This is a genomic window from Pacificimonas pallii (assembly GCF_019204005.1).
In the GTDB taxonomy this organism is placed as follows: domain Bacteria; phylum Pseudomonadota; class Alphaproteobacteria; order Sphingomonadales; family Sphingomonadaceae; genus Pacificimonas; species Pacificimonas pallii.
Map to the genome: position 1 here is coordinate 98,485 of NZ_JAGSPA010000001.1, position 15,602 is coordinate 114,086.

The following is a 15,602-nucleotide window of genomic DNA, read 5'->3' on the forward strand; positions in this document are numbered from 1 at the left end:
AGCCTAGCGCGCGGCGCGGCGGCGTGCTGCCGCAAGGCCAGCGACACCAAGGCCAAGCAGAGCCAGTGCGCCCGGCGCGGGAACCTGATTACCAGGCCCCATTTCGAACACGTCGAAGTAGAGATACTTTAGCTTCATGGCGTCATGGTAGCTGCCATGGCCAAACAGGTCTGCGGAAAGCACGACCGTATTGCCAAAGACATTCGCACCGAAATTGAAGGCATCCGTATCGTTAATGGCGAACGAACCGGTGCTCCTGCCATTGCCCGAAGAGCCACCCGCATATCCATCGCGGCGGGTCAGACCCGTATCGATGTTACCCAGCGCGGCGAGGGGGTCCATGAAATTCCAGAAGCCGGTCTGCGCATCGCCGATCATAACGTTAGTGTCGCCATCGGCCGTTCCGTACGACGTGTTGTACAGCGCGGAGGTCAGAGAGGAGATGCGAACCTGCTGGTCGAACTGAAGGACGATATATTCGTTATCGCCAATATTATCGAGCGCATGCTGCGGCGAACCCCGGTCCGGATCGCCATTGGATGTCACGCCAAGACCGTTGCTGTAATTGTTGATCTGCGCGCGTTCATGCTGAAGGCCGTTCCAGCCATTCTGATTATTTGCAACCGACCACGCCGTCGCCGTCACATTGACGGTGCGCGAGCTGTTGTCGAACGCGCTGAACTGCCGTGTGAAGCTGCATGTCGCGCCGTTATTCGCGCAAGAGCCGCCGGTCAGGTTCAGCTTGATATTCGACGCGATCTGCGTGGGCGCGGCGCTTGCCGAGCTGGCGATGCCAAATGATGCGAGGCCGAGGGCCGCCCCCGTCACGATCAGGCTGGAAGTACGTTTTTTCATCTCGAAACCCTGTTTCATATAAATTAACTTATGTGGCCATCGCCAAGCAACTCTCGTACCAGTTTCACATCACTTTGATTTCGCATGGAAAACGAAATTCACTCTTTCCAAAGTGTAAAGTTTACCGACTCTTTTGGTCCGTACAGACCTCACATGCTGACTGAAAATAGTTACCAAAACCGCACCCTTAGCGCAATGCAACGCGAAAGGCCCCGCGCCCCGGTCAGGCAAGCGCCTCTTCGATACCGCGATTTGCGAGCAAGTCGGCACGCTCATTATCGGGGTCGCCCGCATGACCCTTCACCCATTGCCAGTCGATATCGTGCCGCGCTGACGCCTTTACCAGCGCGCGCCAGAGATCGGCATTCTTAACCGGCTTTTTCGCCGCCGTCTTCCAGCCGTTGCGCTGCCAGCCCGCGACCCATTTCGTGATGCCGTCGCGAACATATACGCTGTCGGTCGTCAGGCGCACCTTGCAGGGCCGCGTCAGCGCATTCAGCGCCTCGATCGCCGCCATCAGTTCCATACGGTTGTTCGTGGTGTCGGGTTCATAACCATAAAGTTCGCGCTCATGCGCGCCCATGCGGAGGAGTGCGCCCCAGCCGCCTGGGCCGGGATTGCCCTTGCAGGCGCCGTCCGTTGCAATCTCTACGTCGTTCATGACGCAAGCTGATAGTGCCGCAGCCTGCGCGCAAAGGCCATCGGGTCCTTGCGCGTCACCATCGCGCCTGGCGGCGTGTTGATCCAGTCATATGCCCGGGTCAGCAGGAAGCGCAGCGCCGCGCCGCGCTGCAGCCCTGGCAGGGCCGCGTGTTCAGCCGCGGTGAGCGGGCGCACATTGCGGTATCCCTCCAGCAGAGCCTCCGCGACAGGGTCGCCGCGATACAGGCCATCATCGTCGAACGCCCAGGCGGCATGCGTTATCGCCAGATCGTAAGCCAGCCTGTCGTGACACGCGAAATAGAAATCAATGAGGCCGCTGATCTCACCGCCCTGTATCAGCACATTATCCGGAAACAGGTCGGCGTGAATGATTCCGGCCGGAATGTCGGCGGGAAGCGTCTGGCGTTGCCACGCCAGCTCTTCCGCGACCAGCGCGGGAAGCGCCGGGTCGATCGCGGAAAGCTGCGCCTTGCAGGCATACGCCAGTTCCTCCCATCCCGCCAGACCGAGCGTGTTCGGGCGCGTGCCTGAAAATCCCTCCACCCCGAGATGCAGCCGCGCCAGCGCGTCACCCGCCGCCCGGGCGAGCGCGGGCGTCACCTCGCTGACCGACACGCCGGGCAGGAATTCGATCAGGCAGGCGGGCCGCCCCTCCAACTGCTGCAGCGCGGCGCCGTCACGGTCCGGAATTGGCGCGGGAACCGGCAGGCCCTGATGTGAAAGATGCGCCGTCAGCCCGAGAAAAAACGGCAGATCGGCAATATCCACGCGTTTTTCATAGAGAGTAAGAATGAAGCGGGTTCGCGAATGTTCGCCAGCAGGCCCGAGGCCGCCGACAGCAGCGCCCGTCGTTTCCACGAAATAGTTCGAATTCTCGACGCCCTCCGCAATGCCCTTCATGCTCACCAACTCGCCGACGTCATAGCGCGCCAGAAAAGCCGAAAGCGCCTCTGCGGAGACTTTTGTATAGACCGCCATCCGCCTGCCGCTCTCAGTCTACGGTGAGGATGCGCGGCATTTTGAAGATCACATTTTCTTCCGCCGTCGTGACCGGCTCGATCTCGACATCGCGGCCAGAGGAAATCAGGGCGATCAGTTCCTGTACCAGCACTTCGGGCGCGGACGCCCCGGCCGTGATCCCGACCGTGCGCGCGCCTTCCAGGAACGTCGAATCAAGCGAAGACGCCCGCTCCACCAACGTCGCGCGCGCACCGCCGCGCTCTGCAACTTCAACCAGGCGAAGGGAATTCGATGAATTCGGCGCGCCTATGACCAGCACGACATCGGATTTCGCCGCCAGCGCCTTCACGGCCTCCTGCCGATTCGACGTGGCGTAACAAATATCTTCGCCGCGCGGTGCCTGGATATTCGGGAAGCGCGCCTGCAGCGCCGTGACAATTTCCGCCGTGTCATCGACCGAAAGCGTCGTCTGCGTCAGAAATGCCAGATTGCCATCATCTTCGATCGTCAGTGCGCCGACATGCTCGACCGTTTCGACCAATGTCATGCGGCCCGCCGGTACCTGCCCAAACGTACCAATGACTTCGGGATGGCCATTATGGCCGATGAACAGGATATGCGCGCCCTTTTCAATAAGGCGTTCCGCCTGGCGATGCACTTTCGACACCAGCGGGCAGGTCGCGTCGACATAAAGCAATTCGCGCCGTTCCGCCTCGGCCGGGACCGACTTCGGCACACCATGGGCGGAAAAGATCACCGGCACGCCGTCCGGGACATCATCGAGTTCCTCCACGAAAACCGCGCCCTGCGCGCGCAGGCTGTCCACGACAAATCGGTTATGGACGATCTCGTGGCGCACATAGACCGGCGCGCCATATTTCCTGAGTGCGGTCTCGACGATCTGGATCGCGCGGTCGACGCCGGCGCAGAAGCCGCGCGGATTGGCGACCAGAATCTTCAGGGGAGCCGAGGCGGCTGGCGACGTAGGGGATGAGGAAGACATGTCGACAGAGTAAGGGTTTTCTTGCCGCTCCGAAAGGCGCTTCCTATAGCGGAACGCAAATCACCAACTTCCGATAAAGGTTTCGGTCCATGAAACGCGCCCTCCCCCTCCTCGTCATCACCAGTGCCCTGGCGCTGGCCGCCTGCGGAGACAGAAACCCGCTGCAGGTCGCGCGCAGCGCCTGTCCGGCGGTTGGCATCCTTGATTATACCGGCGATACGACGCTGTTCAGCCCCGCCACCAGCCGGGACGCGGATGCGATTGACCTGACCGCGACGATCACGAATTTGCGGGCCCAATGCTATGCGGAAAACGGCCGTGTGATCAGCCAGGCGAGCTATGATGTGATCGCGATGCGCACGAACGCGGCGGCTGCGCGGACCGTCACGCTCCCCGTTTTCAGCGCGGTCATGCGCGCCGGAGACCGGATCGTTTCGAAGCAGGTCGGCGGGGTGACGCTCACCTTCCCGGCCGGATCGCTGCGCGCCCAGACGAGCGCTTCGGCCCGCGCCGACATCGCCGAATCGGCGGCCACGCTGCCCGATGCCATCAACAGGGAAATCGACAAGCGCCGCAAGCCGGGCGATCCCGATGCCGCGCTCGACCCGCTGAGCCGTCCTTCGGTCCGCGATGCCGTGCGCGAGGCAAGCTTTGAACTTCTCGTCGGCTTTAATCTCGACGAGCGCGCGCTGGCTTACAATGTCGCGAAATAGGCATGCGGGAGTCACCGAAATCATGTTGATGTCGTAAGGTCTCGGGGGACACCTGCATGTCGCTGATTGAGACGTTTCTATCGCGCCAGATCACACGGGGCGAGCTTGAGATCACCTTTGCGGACGGCACCGTGCGGACGTTCGGCGCGCCCGATGCCGAAATCGACAAGGTGCGTATCCGGTTCATGGACAGGCATGTTCCGGGCTTCATCGCGCGCCATCCGCGCCTGGGACTTGGCGAGGCCTATATGGACCACCGCGTGGAGGTCGAGGATCACGACATCCGGCGGCTGATCACGCTCGCCCGGCGGCAAAAGCCGTTCGAGGCGGCGGAACGCGATGGCCTCGCCCCCAGCTGGCTGCGGCGCAAGGCGCGCGATATTTCCGACCTGCTGCCGCGGCCCAACGACCTTGTGCGCGCGCGCCGCAATGTGCAGCATCACTATGACATTGGCGACGATCTCTACGCGCTGTTTCTGGATTCGGAATGGCAGTATAGCTGCGCCTATTTCACCGATCCCGGCAACAGCCTGGAACAGGCGCAGCGGGACAAGATGGCGCATATCGCCGCGAAGCTGGATCTGAAGCCCGGGCAGCGTGTCCTCGACATCGGCTGCGGCTGGGGCGGCCTCGGCCTGTACCTGAACCGCGTGGCGGGTGTCGAGGTCGTGGGTGTCACGCTGTCGAACGAACAGCACGCCCGCGCCCGGATGCGGGCCGAGCAGGCCGGGGTCGCGGACAAAGTCGATTTCCGCCTGATGGACTACCGCGATGTCGAAGGGCCGTTCGACCGCATCGTCTCAATTGGCATGTTCGAACATGTCGGCAGTGACCAGTTCGAAACCTTCTTTCGCAAATGCCGGTCGCTGCTGACGCCTGACGGTGTGATGCTGCTCCACACCATCGGCCGTTACGGCAGGCCGGGCCGCACGGACGCGTTCACCGACAAATATATCTTCCCCGGTGGCTACATCCCGGCCATGTCGGAAATCACCAGCGCCTATGAGCATAGCCGCCTGTTCATGACGGACACCGAGACGCTGCGTGTTCATTACGGCCACACGATCAGGCACTGGTACGACCGCTGTCTGGCCGCGCGCGAGAAGATCATCGAGCTGTACGACGAGCGCTTCTTCCGCATGTGGACATTCTACCTCGCCGGCGCCGAAACGGTATTCCGCTATGGCGGCATGGGCAACTACCAGCTGCAGTTCAGCCGCAACCGCTACACATTACCGCTGACCCGCGATTACATCGCAGAGGCCGAAGCAAAGTACCGCGCACTGGGCTGAGCGGCTATTCCGCGCTGGCCGCAACGCCCTTTTCGCGCATCATTTCGGCAAGCTCGCCAGCCTCGAACATTTCCATCATGATGTCGCTGCCGCCGACGAATTCACCTTTGACGTAAAGCTGCGGAATGGTTGGCCAGTCGGAATATGTCTTGATGCCCGCACGGATTTCGGGGTCCTGCAGCACGTCGGTCGAACCGAATTCGACGCCAAGATGCTCCAGGATCGCGACGGCACGGCTGGAAAAGCCGCACTGCGGAAACAGCGGCGTGCCCTTCATGAACAGATGGACATCGCTGCCCTCGACAAGAGTCTTGATACGGGCTGTGGGCGCGGCTTCTGTCATACTGATTACTCCGGTACTGATGTCGTCAATTGCAGGGCATGAAGTTCACCGCCCATGCGGCTGCCAAGCGCGGCGTAGACCATCTGATGCTGCTTCACCCGGGTCAGCCCGGCAAAGGCGGGCGCGGTCACGGTCGCGGCATAGTGGTCGCCGTCACCGGCAAGATCGGTGATATCCACAACCGCGCCTTCGATCGTCTCTTCGATAAGCTGCTTGATATCGGCGGCGGCCATGGGCACGGCGTTACACCTGGTCCATGAACTGGCGGCGCGCTTCGACCATCTTGTCGTCCATGGCCTTGCGCACGTCCGCTTCGCTGACATCGATTTCGTCATGCGCGGCCAGGTCGCCGTGAACCTTGCGAAAGACGTCCTCGTCGCCGACCTCTTCAAAGTCAGCGGCGACGACTTCGCGGGCGTATACGTCGCGTTCTTCCGGCGTCAGGCCGAGCTTTTCCGCCGCCCACTCGCCAAGCAGGCGATTGCGGCGCGCCGTTACCTTGAACTGCAACTCCGCGTCGGCGGCGAACTTCGCCTCAAAAGCCTTCTTGCGGTCGTTCATGTCAGCCATTGTTGGTCCCTCATCATTCGGTTTCCGCCTAGATAGGTGCACGCGCGCGCCGCTGCAATTGCAGAAGTCGCCGCTTGATATGCCGCCGTCGCCGCTTCAATAGTGTGCGGGTGGACTAATACAGGGGCAAACGCAGGATGGACGTGCAGGAAGCGGCGGGCGCGATATTCGGTGCCGGTATTGCCAGCCGGTTCACGGGCCGGAGCAAGGGCAGGCACGCGGCACATTCCGGCGAGCATCATGGCGATTGCCAAAATTGCGGCACGCCAACGCCCGGGCATTATTGCCCCGAATGCGGTCAGCACGCGCATGTCCACCGCAGTGTCGGCCATGTGCTGCATGAGCTGGTGCACGGCGTTCTGCACCTTGACGGCAAATTCTGGCGCACGCTCCCCATGATGATCTTTCGGCCAGGCCGGCTGACGCGCAACTATATCGACGGCAAGCGCGCGCGTTACGTCGCGCCGTTCGGGATGTTTCTGTTCACGATTTTCGCCGTCTACTTCACCTTCGCCTTTGTCAGCCCGGATGACCTGTTCCCGGATGATATCGCGGAAATCCGCGCCAGCATGGACGCCGATCTCGACACGCCCGGCCAGCAAATGACGCTTGAGGACGCTCGCGACCAGCGGGATGCGTTACAGGTGGAAATCGACCAGTTGAAAAAGGATTCTGAGACCGGCGGCATATCGGGGATTGGGCCGACGGTGTCGGCGCTGGTCGCCCTGGAACGCACCGCCGAAGCTTTCGACACCGCGATCGCCGAGGCGGAAACGCGCGATATTGCCGACGGCGAAACCCGGATGGTCGATGTGGAGGTCGATGCCGCAGGGATGATCACCGACATCGGATCGGTCCTGAAACAGCAGGGAGACGCAGGCGGCTTCACGGTCTCAGGCGGCGGCGAAGACTGGAAGTGGATCGACGAGCCCTTGCAGCGGATGTTCAAGGACCCTGAACACGCCGCCTACCGGATCAAGCAATCAGCTTATAAATTCTCCTTTTTGCTTTTGCCGCTGTCGCTGCCCTTCGTATGGCTGCTCTTCTTCTGGCGCCGGGATATACATCTTTACGATCATACGGTGTTCATTCTTTATGGCCTGAGCTTCGCCAGTCTGCTGGGAATAGCGCTTTGGGTCGCGGGCGTTGCGGGCTGGATAGCCTGGGGGCTCGGCATTCCGCTCGCCATTCTCGCGCACCAGGTGCACATGTTCGTTCAACTGAAGGGGACATATCGTCTCGGCTTGTTCGGCGCGCTGGTGCGGACGTTTCTGCTCACAATGGCTGCCGGCATCGTCCTTTTGCTTTACAGCCTGATTGTCGTTGGCCTCGGTGCCTTTATCTAGCGCTGGGGAGCGGGCTGCGTTACACAGGCACTGATTCCCGCCCCGGCATGCACCGCCGGGGCGTTCTTCTTTTGAAAAGAGAGGCACGCCGATGTCCCGCCGCCGCCAGATCTACGAGGGTAAGGCCAAGATTCTGTATGAAGGCCCCGAACCCGGCACCATCATCCAGTATTTCAAGGACGATGCCACCGCCTTCAACAATCAGAAGAAGGGGACCATTAACGGCAAGGGCGTTCTCAATAACCGCATTTCAGAGCATATCTTCACACTGCTCGGCGGCATCGGCATCCCCAACCACTTCATTCGCCGTCTGAACATGCGCGAACAGCTGGTCAGGCAGGCGGAGATCGTCCCGATCGAGGTTATTGTCAGGAACGTCGCCGCAGGATCGCTGACCAAGCGCCTTGGCATTGAGGAAGGGACGCCGCTTCCCCGGACGATCCTGGAATATTGTTATAAGGACGATGCGCTGGGCGATCCCATGATCACCGAAGAGCATATCGCCTGTTTCGGCTGGGCCAGCCAGGAAGAGATGCACGAGATTTCCGATATGGCGATCCGCATCAACGATTTCATGTGCGGGCTGTTTGCGGCGATCGGCATCCGTCTGGTCGATTTCAAGCTGGAGTTCGGCCGGGTCTGGGAAAATGAGTTTTCCCGCATCATTCTGGCGGACGAAATCAGCCCTGACGGCTGCCGCCTCTGGGACATGAAGACGGAAGAGAAGCTCGACAAGGACCGTTTCCGCCGCGATCTTGGCGGCGAAGTCGAGGCCTATCAGGAAGTCGCGCGCCGCCTTGGGTTGATGCCCGAGGACGGCGCAGGCATCGAAAAGGTCGCCGACCTCGCCGAAGCCCGCAAGGCGCGTTCGAAGGACTAGCGCCCGCGCCTCCCGCCTCAGTTGACCAGCATCGAGACCCGGTTGTTCTGGAAGGCCCTGGGTGCGGGACTGATGATCTTCGTGCCGCCGGGGCCGACCTCCTGAACCTCAAGGCCGCGCTGGGCGACGCCGTTCGCGCCAAAGCGGAAAATGCCGTCAAGGCCGACAAAACCGTCGGGATCGCTGAGCGACTTCATGGGGAATGGCGCATTCAGCTGCCAGTTCGCCGCCTGGCCCTGCACCAGCAGCACCGAATCATAGGCGAGGCTGGAAAGGCGCGACGGCGCACCGCCGAATTTGGCGCGATACCGCCCGGCAAACTGGTTGAAGCGGGCATCGGGCACGCTGGCATACCAGCTGCCCCGCAATCCGCGCGCACTGGCGATGCGGCCATCGGCGTTCCACAGTTCGGTGCCCAGATACCGCACCTTGCCGGGGCCAGCGCCGTAGCGCTGCAGGCTTTGCAGGAATTCGGACGCGATGGCACCGCCATCGGCGATTAGCAGCGTTTCGAAGCTGACGGGCGCGATGCGCTCCTCCACCGGCGCAACAGTGCCGTCGGCGCGGACAATGCCGCCCTGAGCGGCGCGTGCGGTACGCGCCTCGAAATCAGTGAGACGCCGCACACTCGCAGGCAGCGCGGATTTTTTGCGCTCATAGGTTTCCATGGCGGTGACACGCCCGCCCGCGCCGTTCACCGAGGCCATGAAGGCATCGCTGGCACGGCGGCCATAGGTGCCCGAGGGAATCAGCGCGGCGAAACGGTCAATGCCGCGGGACCGCGCGAAATTGACAACGCGTTCAATCGACTGCGCGGGCTGGAAGCCCATGACATATACCCCATTTCCCGCGACCTCCGCATCGTTCGAATAGCTGATCACGGGAATATCCCTGGACCGGGCAAACGCGCGGATCGCGCGGACATTTTCCGCCATTAGCGGCCCCAGAAACACCAGCGCGCCGTCGTCGACCGCGCGCTGCGCAGCGCGCTCGGGGCCGTTTGCGGCGGTGTCATAGACTTCGAGTTCGATATCGCCGCCGCCAAGATCGAGCAGCGCCATATTGGCCGCATTGGCAAGCGAACGACCGACACGGGCATTGGGACCTGTCGTCGGGAGAAGAAGTGCCACACGGTTCTTCACCGCCGGAAGCGCGATGTCCGTGTTCGTGTCCTCGACTTCCTGTTCGACGGGGGCGGCGATGACCGGCCCCTCGTCCTCCACCGCAGTCGTCGTGCAGGCGCCCGCAAGCATAAGCGCGCAAATCGCGAAGGCGGCGCTGCCCTTTTTGAAAGAGCCCTGTTTCAAACTGGCAAGGATCTTCAACATGGCTTAGCTCTCTCTCATGACGGCAGAATCACTTGATCCCGGAATTTATATCGTTGCCACACCCATCGGCAACCTAAACGATCTTACGTTTCGTGCGGCGGACATCCTCAAACGAGCGGATGTGATTGCCGCGGAAGATACACGAATTACGGGGAAACTCCTAAAACATATCGGGTCGGCCGTGCACATGGTGAGCCATCATGAACATAATGCCCACATCGTCAGGCCGGAGCTGCTGGCGCGCGCGCAGAAAGAGGCGGTGGCGCTGGTGACGGACGCCGGGACGCCGCTGATTTCCGATCCCGGATACCGGCTGGTACGGGCGGCCAGGGACGCGGGCGTTACCGTGACGAGCATTCCCGGCGCCTGCGCGGCGATTACGGCGCTGACGCTGGCGGGGCTGCCGACGGACCGCTTCCTGTTCGCAGGCTTCGCGCCGCCCAAGGAGAAAGGCCTGCGCGACGTGCTGGCTGAACTGGGGACGGTGCAGGCGACGCTGGTATTTTATGAGACGGGACCGCGGCTGGCGCGGTTCCTGTCCGCCGCCGCCGACATTCTGGGCATGCGAGAGGCGGCCGTCACGCGCGAACTGACCAAGATGTACGAAGAGGTGGTGCCTGGCACGCTGCCCGCGCTTGCGGCGCACTATGACGCCGCGGGCGCGCCCAAAGGCGAGATCGTCGTGGTGATCGGGCCGCCGCTCGTGATCGAGACGAGTGAAGCCGATCTGGACGCCGCCCTGCGCGCGGCGATGGACACGCAGACGCTAAAGATGGCGGTGAAAGAGGTCGCCGCCACGCTCGGCATTGCGCGCGGAACGGTGTATCAGCGCGCGCTGGAACTGAAGGCCGAATGACGACGCGGGAAGCGGCGGAGCAGCGGGGACGCCGCGCCGAGACACTGGCAGGCTGGTGGCTGCGGCTGAAGGGCTACCGCATCCTGGGCGCGCGTGTGCGGGTCAGGGGCGGCGAAATCGATCTGGTGGCCCAGCGCGGCCGCACCATCGTCTTTGTCGAGGTAAAGGCGCGCACCGATGCGATTTCCGGAGATGCCGCGCTGGAAGGCCCGCGGCTGAACCGTGTGCGGTCGGCGGCGGCGCAATTGTGGCCGCGCTATGCGGACCGCGCCGACGGTTACCGGATCGATGCCGTCGTGATGATCCCGAAGCGCCTGCCTCTGCACGTGAAAGGGCTGGACTAAGCCCGCGCGGCGCGGGAATGACGTGCCGTTCATCCCGTATTTCGCATTCACCGCGCGCATCGAAAGGCCCCTGCCCCATGACCCTGAATATCGCCGTTCAGATGGACCCGATGGAAACCGTCAAGATCGCGGGCGATTCCACCTTTGCCCTGATGGTACGGGCGCAGGATCGCGGCCATAAATTGTGGCACTATCCGGTGGAGAGCCTGGCCTGGAATGACGGGCGCGTCACCGCCGCCGCCCGCCCGGTAGAGGTCCGGTATGACGCGGGCAACCATTTCACCGCGGGCGAAACGCGGACCATCGATCTGGGCGCGGATATCGACGTTGTGCTGATGCGGCAGGACCCGCCGTTCGACATCGGCTACATCACCGCCACGCACATATTGGAGATGATCCGCGACCGGACGCTGATCGTGAATGATCCCGTGGAAGTCAGGAATGCGCCCGAGAAGTTATATGTCCTGAACTACCGCGACCTGATGCCCGCCACCCTGATTACCCGCAATCTGGACGAAGTGCGGGCGTTTCGCGACGAATATGGCGCGGTGGTGATCAAGCCGCTGCACGGCAAAGGCGGCGAGGCCGTCTTCAAGATGGACGGCGACGACGGCAATCTGGGCGCGCTGGTGGAGATGTTCGGCGCGATTTTCGAAGAACCGTTTATCTGCCAGCAATTCCTGCCCGACGTTTCCGCCGGCGACAAACGCATCATCCTGGTGGACGGCGTGCCCACGGGGGCGGTGAACCGCCTGCCCAAGACAGGTGAGATCCGGTCGAACTTCGCCGCGGGCGGATCCGGCGAAGCGTCGGAACTGACGGCGCGGGAACAGGCGATCTGCGCGCGGATCGGTCCGGACCTGAAGGCCAGGGGGCTGATCTTTGTCGGCATCGACGTGATCGGCGGCCTGCTGACCGAGATCAACGTGACCAGCCCCACAGGAATCGTGGCGATTGACCGGTTTAACGGCACCGACACGCCCGGGATGATCTGGGACGCGATCGAAGCGCGGCTGAAATAGCGGCCTTATTCGCCCAGCAAGGAACGCCCCAAAAACCGCCGAAGTTGGCGAAGGTGACACGGGGAATGCCGATTTGCTGCGGACTTCATGTTGATTTCGATGAGAAAGAGCGCGGGGCACATGGCTGTGCGCGGCCAGTGTGCACGGTTGCGATGGGTGTAGGACAGGCGTTTCTGCAGGCACCTGGCGTTGCTGGGGAATTTGTGACCGGGGAGCGAATCGCTGGGTCCGCGGCATTGTGTGGGCGAAGTTGCCGGGGTGTCTGGGATAGGTGCCAGGGGATGTCGCAAAAGGTGGTGTCGGGGGGCTGCTAAGGTAATGCCGTGCACCCGGTTTGCCGCAAAACCGTGGTGCGTCCCTCGACTGCGCTCGGGATGACCAGATTCAGGGGACCGCATTTGCAGATTGGCGATGTGCGCGCCCCTCCCCGAAAGGGAGAGCGATGTTCGCTCCCTACTCCACCAGTTCGAACTTCATCAGCAGGGTGCGCTGCAAGGGCGAGAAATTATCATCGCTGACGATGTAGATGAAGGTCCGGCCGCGCTGGCGGCGCACGGCGATGCCCTCCATATTGTCGACGCTGAGGGGCGGGCGCAGTTCGGCGAGCAGGACCTCCTTGCCGCCGCGCGATTCGTAGAGGCGCGCGGCGACGCCCTGTAGCGGGGAATAGCTGCGGGCGAGGATGAGGAGGCTGTCGCCAATCGCAACCGCATCGGTGGGCTTGAAGGGCGGCGCTATGGCAAAGCCCTCGGGCTGGCCGGGGCCATGCGAAAGCGCGAAGCGGATGCCGTCGGCATTGCCGTCCTCGGTCCGGCCATCCTCTGAAATCAGCAGCATCCGGTCGCCGGTCCAGGCGATGGCTTCCGCCCCGCCATTGTCGGCCTGCCCCGCAAACCATGCGGTCGGCGCATTCACCACCTCGGACGCGGCCCCGCCGGGCCAGCCGGTCGCGCCGAGATCATAGGACCAGATACGATGGCTGCGTTCGAAGGTCACGAAGGCGGTATCGCCCACGACCTCAACCCCTTCCGTATCGGCCAGCGCCTTGTCCGTGCCCAGCGGCGTACCATCGAGGCCTGCCAGCGCGCCGATGCGCGCGGCGGCGATGCCGGTGAGGGTGACGCCGCTTTCGCGCGGTGTCAGCGATACCCAATGGCCCTGGTCCGTGATCGCCAGAAAGCCTTCCCGATCCGTGCGCCAGCGCAGACCGGAAAGTCCGCCGAACCGGGCATCATCGGCGCTGAGTTCGATGCCGCCGCGCCACAGGAGCCGCCCGGTGCGCGTCCTGGCGGCATCCTCCTCGTCAAACGGGATGGGCGCGGTTCTGATATCCACGTCGCGGTCCCCGGTCGCCGCGGGCATTGTGTCCGGCAATATGGCGCATGCCGCGCCCACCAGCATCGCGGCGCCCAGCGGATACACCAGCCATCTCGTCATCGACATTTTTCCGTTCTTCCCCGGTGGCATGCATACCCGGCCCGCGTTACACGCCATCGCCATGTCCCGCGACCCCCTCGATATCCTGCAGACCGTTTTTGGTTATCCGGCGTTCCGCCCGCTACAGGGGGAAATTATCGCGGCGGTGACGGCGGGCGAGGACCGGCTGGCGATCATGCCGACGGGCGCCGGCAAATCGCTATGCTATCAGATCCCGGCGATCGCGCGGCCGGGCACAGGGCTGGTGATTTCGCCGCTGGTCGCCCTGATGCACGATCAGGTGCGCGCGCTGAAGGCCGCGGGCGTCAGCTGTGCGGCGGTGACCGGGGACACCTCGGTCGATGAGCGCATGGCTGCGTTTCGGGCGCTGGATGACGGCACGCTCGACCTGCTGTACGTCGCGCCCGAACGCGCGACGATGCCGGAGTTCCAGGACCGGATTTCGCGTGCGCAGCTGGCGCTGATCGCGATTGACGAGGCGCACTGCGTGTCGGAATGGGGGCATGATTTCCGTCCGGATTACCGCCAGTTGCGGCCGCTGGCGGACCGGTTTCCAGGCGTGCCGCGCATTGGCCTGACGGCGACGGCGGACAAGGTCACGCAGGAAGACATCGCGCACCAGCTGGGCATATCGGAGGCGCAGGTGGTGGTCGCGGGCTTTGACCGGCCAAACATCATCTATACCGTACAGGAGGGCGCAGCGCGGACCAACCAGATGCTGAACTGGCTGGAGGACCGGCGCGGGCGCAGCGGCATCGTCTATGCGCCCACGCGGGCGAAGGTGGACGCGTTTTCCGCCCAGCTGGTGAAGCAGGGGTTCAATGCCCGTGCCTATCATGCCGGGCTGACGCATCCGGAGCGCCGCGACGCGCAGGAAATGTTCGTTACAGCCGACGACCTGATCATGGTGGCAACGGTCGCGTTCGGCATGGGCATCGACAAGCCGGACGTCCGCTTCGTCGCGCATATGGCGCTGCCGAAATCGATCGAGGCCTATTATCAGGAGACCGGCCGCGCGGGGCGCGACGGGGCGCCCGCGGAGACGTTGATGCTGTGGGGCGCAGCGGATGTCGCCCGCGCACGGTCGCAGATCGACGAGGGCTATGCCGAGGGCGCGGAGAGCGACAAGCAGCGCGTCGACCATCAGAAGCTGAGCGCGCTGACCGCCTTCGCCGCGTCGGCCGCGTGCCGCCGCATCGCGCTGCTGACCTATTTCGGCGAGCCTGCCCCTGCCCCCTGCGGAAATTGCGACAATTGCCTGAACCCGCCGGAGCTGACCGATGTGTCGGAGGACGCGGTAAAGCTGCTGTCCGCCGTGTACCGGACCGGGCAGCGGTTCGGGCTGGGGCATGTGGCGGCGGTGCTGGCCGGGGATGCCAATGACCGGGCGGTAAATCTGGGCCATACCGATCTGGGCGTCTTTGGCCTGACACCCGACAAGGACATGAAGGACTGGCGGCCGGTGCAGCAGCAACTGGTCGCGATGGACGCCCTGCGCGCGGATGCGCGCCACGGCGGTATCTCGCTGGGGCCCGCGGCGCGCGACATCCTGCGCGGTGAAACGAAGGTGACGGTCGGGCCGCAGCCGGAAACGCGCAAGCGCAGGCGGCGCAGGGGCGGCGCGGACCTGCCAAGCCTGTCCGCGGCGGATGGCGCGCTGTTCGAAGCCCTGCGCGGGCTGCGGAAGGAAATCGCGGCGGCGCAGAACGTGCCCGCCTATGTGGTGTTCAACGACGCGACCCTGCAGGAAATGGCCGCGGCGCAACCTGCGGACCTGGACGCGATGGGGCGGATCAGCGGTGTCGGCGCGATGAAGCTCGAACGGTTCGGCGCGCAGTTCCTGGACGCGATCCGGCAGCATGTGCGGGGGTGAGTTGGGCTTTTTCGAATAGCTGTCGCAGGTTTCTGTCTGCGCTGCTTCGCGGCGAAACGCCCATGTCCATCACCCCGGGCACAGTCGAGGGACGCACGATGGTGTTGCGGCAGGCTG

17 protein-coding genes are annotated in these 15,602 nt (G+C 63.3%); 8 read left to right on the plus strand and 9 right to left on the minus strand.

Annotated features, from left to right (window positions below; genetic code table 11):
- Window positions 1-3: 3 nt before the first annotated feature.
- The 4 genes from KCG44_RS00480 to ispH all read right to left on the minus strand — a co-directional run bounded on the left by KCG44_RS00480 (window position 4) and on the right by ispH (window position 3,481).
- A complete protein-coding gene (locus KCG44_RS00480) occupies window positions 4-855 on the minus strand; it encodes a PEP-CTERM sorting domain-containing protein (RefSeq protein ID WP_218443524.1) in 852 nt (283 codons plus the stop codon).
- A 223-nt stretch (window positions 856-1,078) separates the two neighbouring features.
- Complete coding sequence (rnhA, locus tag KCG44_RS00485) at window positions 1,079-1,516, minus strand: ribonuclease HI (RefSeq protein WP_218443525.1); 438 nt, start codon at window positions 1,514-1,516, stop codon at window positions 1,079-1,081.
- Complete coding sequence (gene thrB, locus KCG44_RS00490; RefSeq protein WP_218443526.1) at window positions 1,513-2,496, minus strand: homoserine kinase; 984 nt, start codon at window positions 2,494-2,496, stop codon at window positions 1,513-1,515. Before thrB ends, rnhA begins: the two co-directional genes overlap by 4 nt.
- Window positions 2,497-2,509: 13 nt before the next feature.
- Window positions 2,510-3,481, minus strand: a complete 972-nt coding sequence (gene ispH / locus KCG44_RS00495; RefSeq protein ID WP_218443527.1) for a 4-hydroxy-3-methylbut-2-enyl diphosphate reductase — start codon at window positions 3,479-3,481, stop codon at window positions 2,510-2,512.
- Window positions 3,482-3,570: 89 nt separating this feature from the next.
- Here ispH and KCG44_RS00500 point away from each other — a divergent pair, with 89 nt between their 5' ends.
- On the plus strand, window positions 3,571-4,194 hold the full coding sequence (locus KCG44_RS00500) for a hypothetical protein (RefSeq protein WP_218443528.1): 624 nt from the start codon (window positions 3,571-3,573) through the stop codon (window positions 4,192-4,194).
- A gap of 56 nt (window positions 4,195-4,250) precedes the next feature.
- Window positions 4,251-5,486: an SAM-dependent methyltransferase gene (locus KCG44_RS00505; RefSeq protein ID WP_218443529.1), complete on the plus strand. Its 1,236-nt coding sequence runs from the start codon at window positions 4,251-4,253 to the stop codon at window positions 5,484-5,486.
- Window positions 5,487-5,490: 4 nt separating this feature from the next.
- On the opposite strand, the gene grxD is transcribed toward KCG44_RS00505, so the two are convergent.
- The 3 genes from grxD to KCG44_RS00520 are packed head-to-tail and all read right to left on the minus strand — an operon-like array spanning window position 5,491 to window position 6,399.
- Complete coding sequence (gene grxD, locus KCG44_RS00510) at window positions 5,491-5,829, minus strand: Grx4 family monothiol glutaredoxin (protein WP_218443531.1); 339 nt, start codon at window positions 5,827-5,829, stop codon at window positions 5,491-5,493.
- Between the two features lie 5 nt (window positions 5,830-5,834).
- Entirely contained in the window at window positions 5,835-6,068 is a 234-nt protein-coding gene (locus KCG44_RS00515) for a BolA family protein (protein ID WP_218443532.1), read from the minus strand.
- Between the two features lie 4 nt (window positions 6,069-6,072).
- Window positions 6,073-6,399, minus strand: a complete 327-nt coding sequence (locus KCG44_RS00520) for a DUF1476 domain-containing protein (RefSeq protein ID WP_218443533.1) — start codon at window positions 6,397-6,399, stop codon at window positions 6,073-6,075.
- Between the two features lie 137 nt (window positions 6,400-6,536).
- On the opposite strand from KCG44_RS00520, the gene KCG44_RS00525 reads away from it, so the two are divergent.
- Window positions 6,537-7,745 (plus strand): DUF3667 domain-containing protein, encoded by a 1,209-nt coding sequence (locus KCG44_RS00525; protein ID WP_218443534.1) that lies wholly within the window; start codon window positions 6,537-6,539, stop codon window positions 7,743-7,745.
- Between the two features lie 91 nt (window positions 7,746-7,836).
- Window positions 7,837-8,625 (plus strand): phosphoribosylaminoimidazolesuccinocarboxamide synthase, encoded by a 789-nt coding sequence (gene purC / locus KCG44_RS00530; protein ID WP_218443535.1) that lies wholly within the window; start codon window positions 7,837-7,839, stop codon window positions 8,623-8,625.
- A 17-nt stretch (window positions 8,626-8,642) separates the two neighbouring features.
- Here the strand turns inward: purC and KCG44_RS00535 are convergent, their stop codons facing one another.
- Window positions 8,643-9,953: a penicillin-binding protein activator gene (locus KCG44_RS00535; RefSeq protein WP_218443536.1), complete on the minus strand. Its 1,311-nt coding sequence runs from the start codon at window positions 9,951-9,953 to the stop codon at window positions 8,643-8,645.
- A 16-nt stretch (window positions 9,954-9,969) separates the two neighbouring features.
- On the opposite strand from KCG44_RS00535, the gene rsmI reads away from it, so the two are divergent.
- The 3 genes from rsmI (at window position 9,970) to gshB (ending at window position 12,175) form a co-directional block, all read left to right on the plus strand.
- Window positions 9,970-10,809 carry a 16S rRNA (cytidine(1402)-2'-O)-methyltransferase gene (gene rsmI, locus KCG44_RS00540; RefSeq protein WP_218443537.1) on the plus strand — a complete coding sequence of 280 codons (840 nt, stop codon included), beginning with the start codon at window positions 9,970-9,972 and terminating at the stop codon, window positions 10,807-10,809.
- Entirely contained in the window at window positions 10,806-11,153 is a 348-nt protein-coding gene (locus KCG44_RS00545; RefSeq protein WP_218443538.1) for a YraN family protein, read from the plus strand. Before rsmI ends, KCG44_RS00545 begins: the two co-directional genes overlap by 4 nt.
- Before the next feature lie 77 nt (window positions 11,154-11,230).
- The gene (gene gshB, locus KCG44_RS00550; protein ID WP_218443539.1) at window positions 11,231-12,175 is read left to right on the plus strand and encodes a glutathione synthase; all 945 of its coding nucleotides are present in this window, start codon (window positions 11,231-11,233) and stop codon (window positions 12,173-12,175) included.
- A 453-nt stretch (window positions 12,176-12,628) separates the two neighbouring features.
- Here gshB and KCG44_RS00555 read toward each other — a convergent pair whose 3' ends face one another.
- Window positions 12,629-13,618 carry an esterase-like activity of phytase family protein gene (locus tag KCG44_RS00555; protein WP_218443540.1) on the minus strand — a complete coding sequence of 330 codons (990 nt, stop codon included), beginning with the start codon at window positions 13,616-13,618 and terminating at the stop codon, window positions 12,629-12,631.
- Window positions 13,619-13,673: 55 nt separating this feature from the next.
- On the opposite strand from KCG44_RS00555, the gene recQ reads away from it, so the two are divergent.
- Window positions 13,674-15,485 carry a DNA helicase RecQ gene (gene recQ, locus KCG44_RS00560; RefSeq protein WP_218443542.1) on the plus strand — a complete coding sequence of 604 codons (1,812 nt, stop codon included), beginning with the start codon at window positions 13,674-13,676 and terminating at the stop codon, window positions 15,483-15,485.
- Window positions 15,486-15,602: the final 117 nt, after the last annotated feature.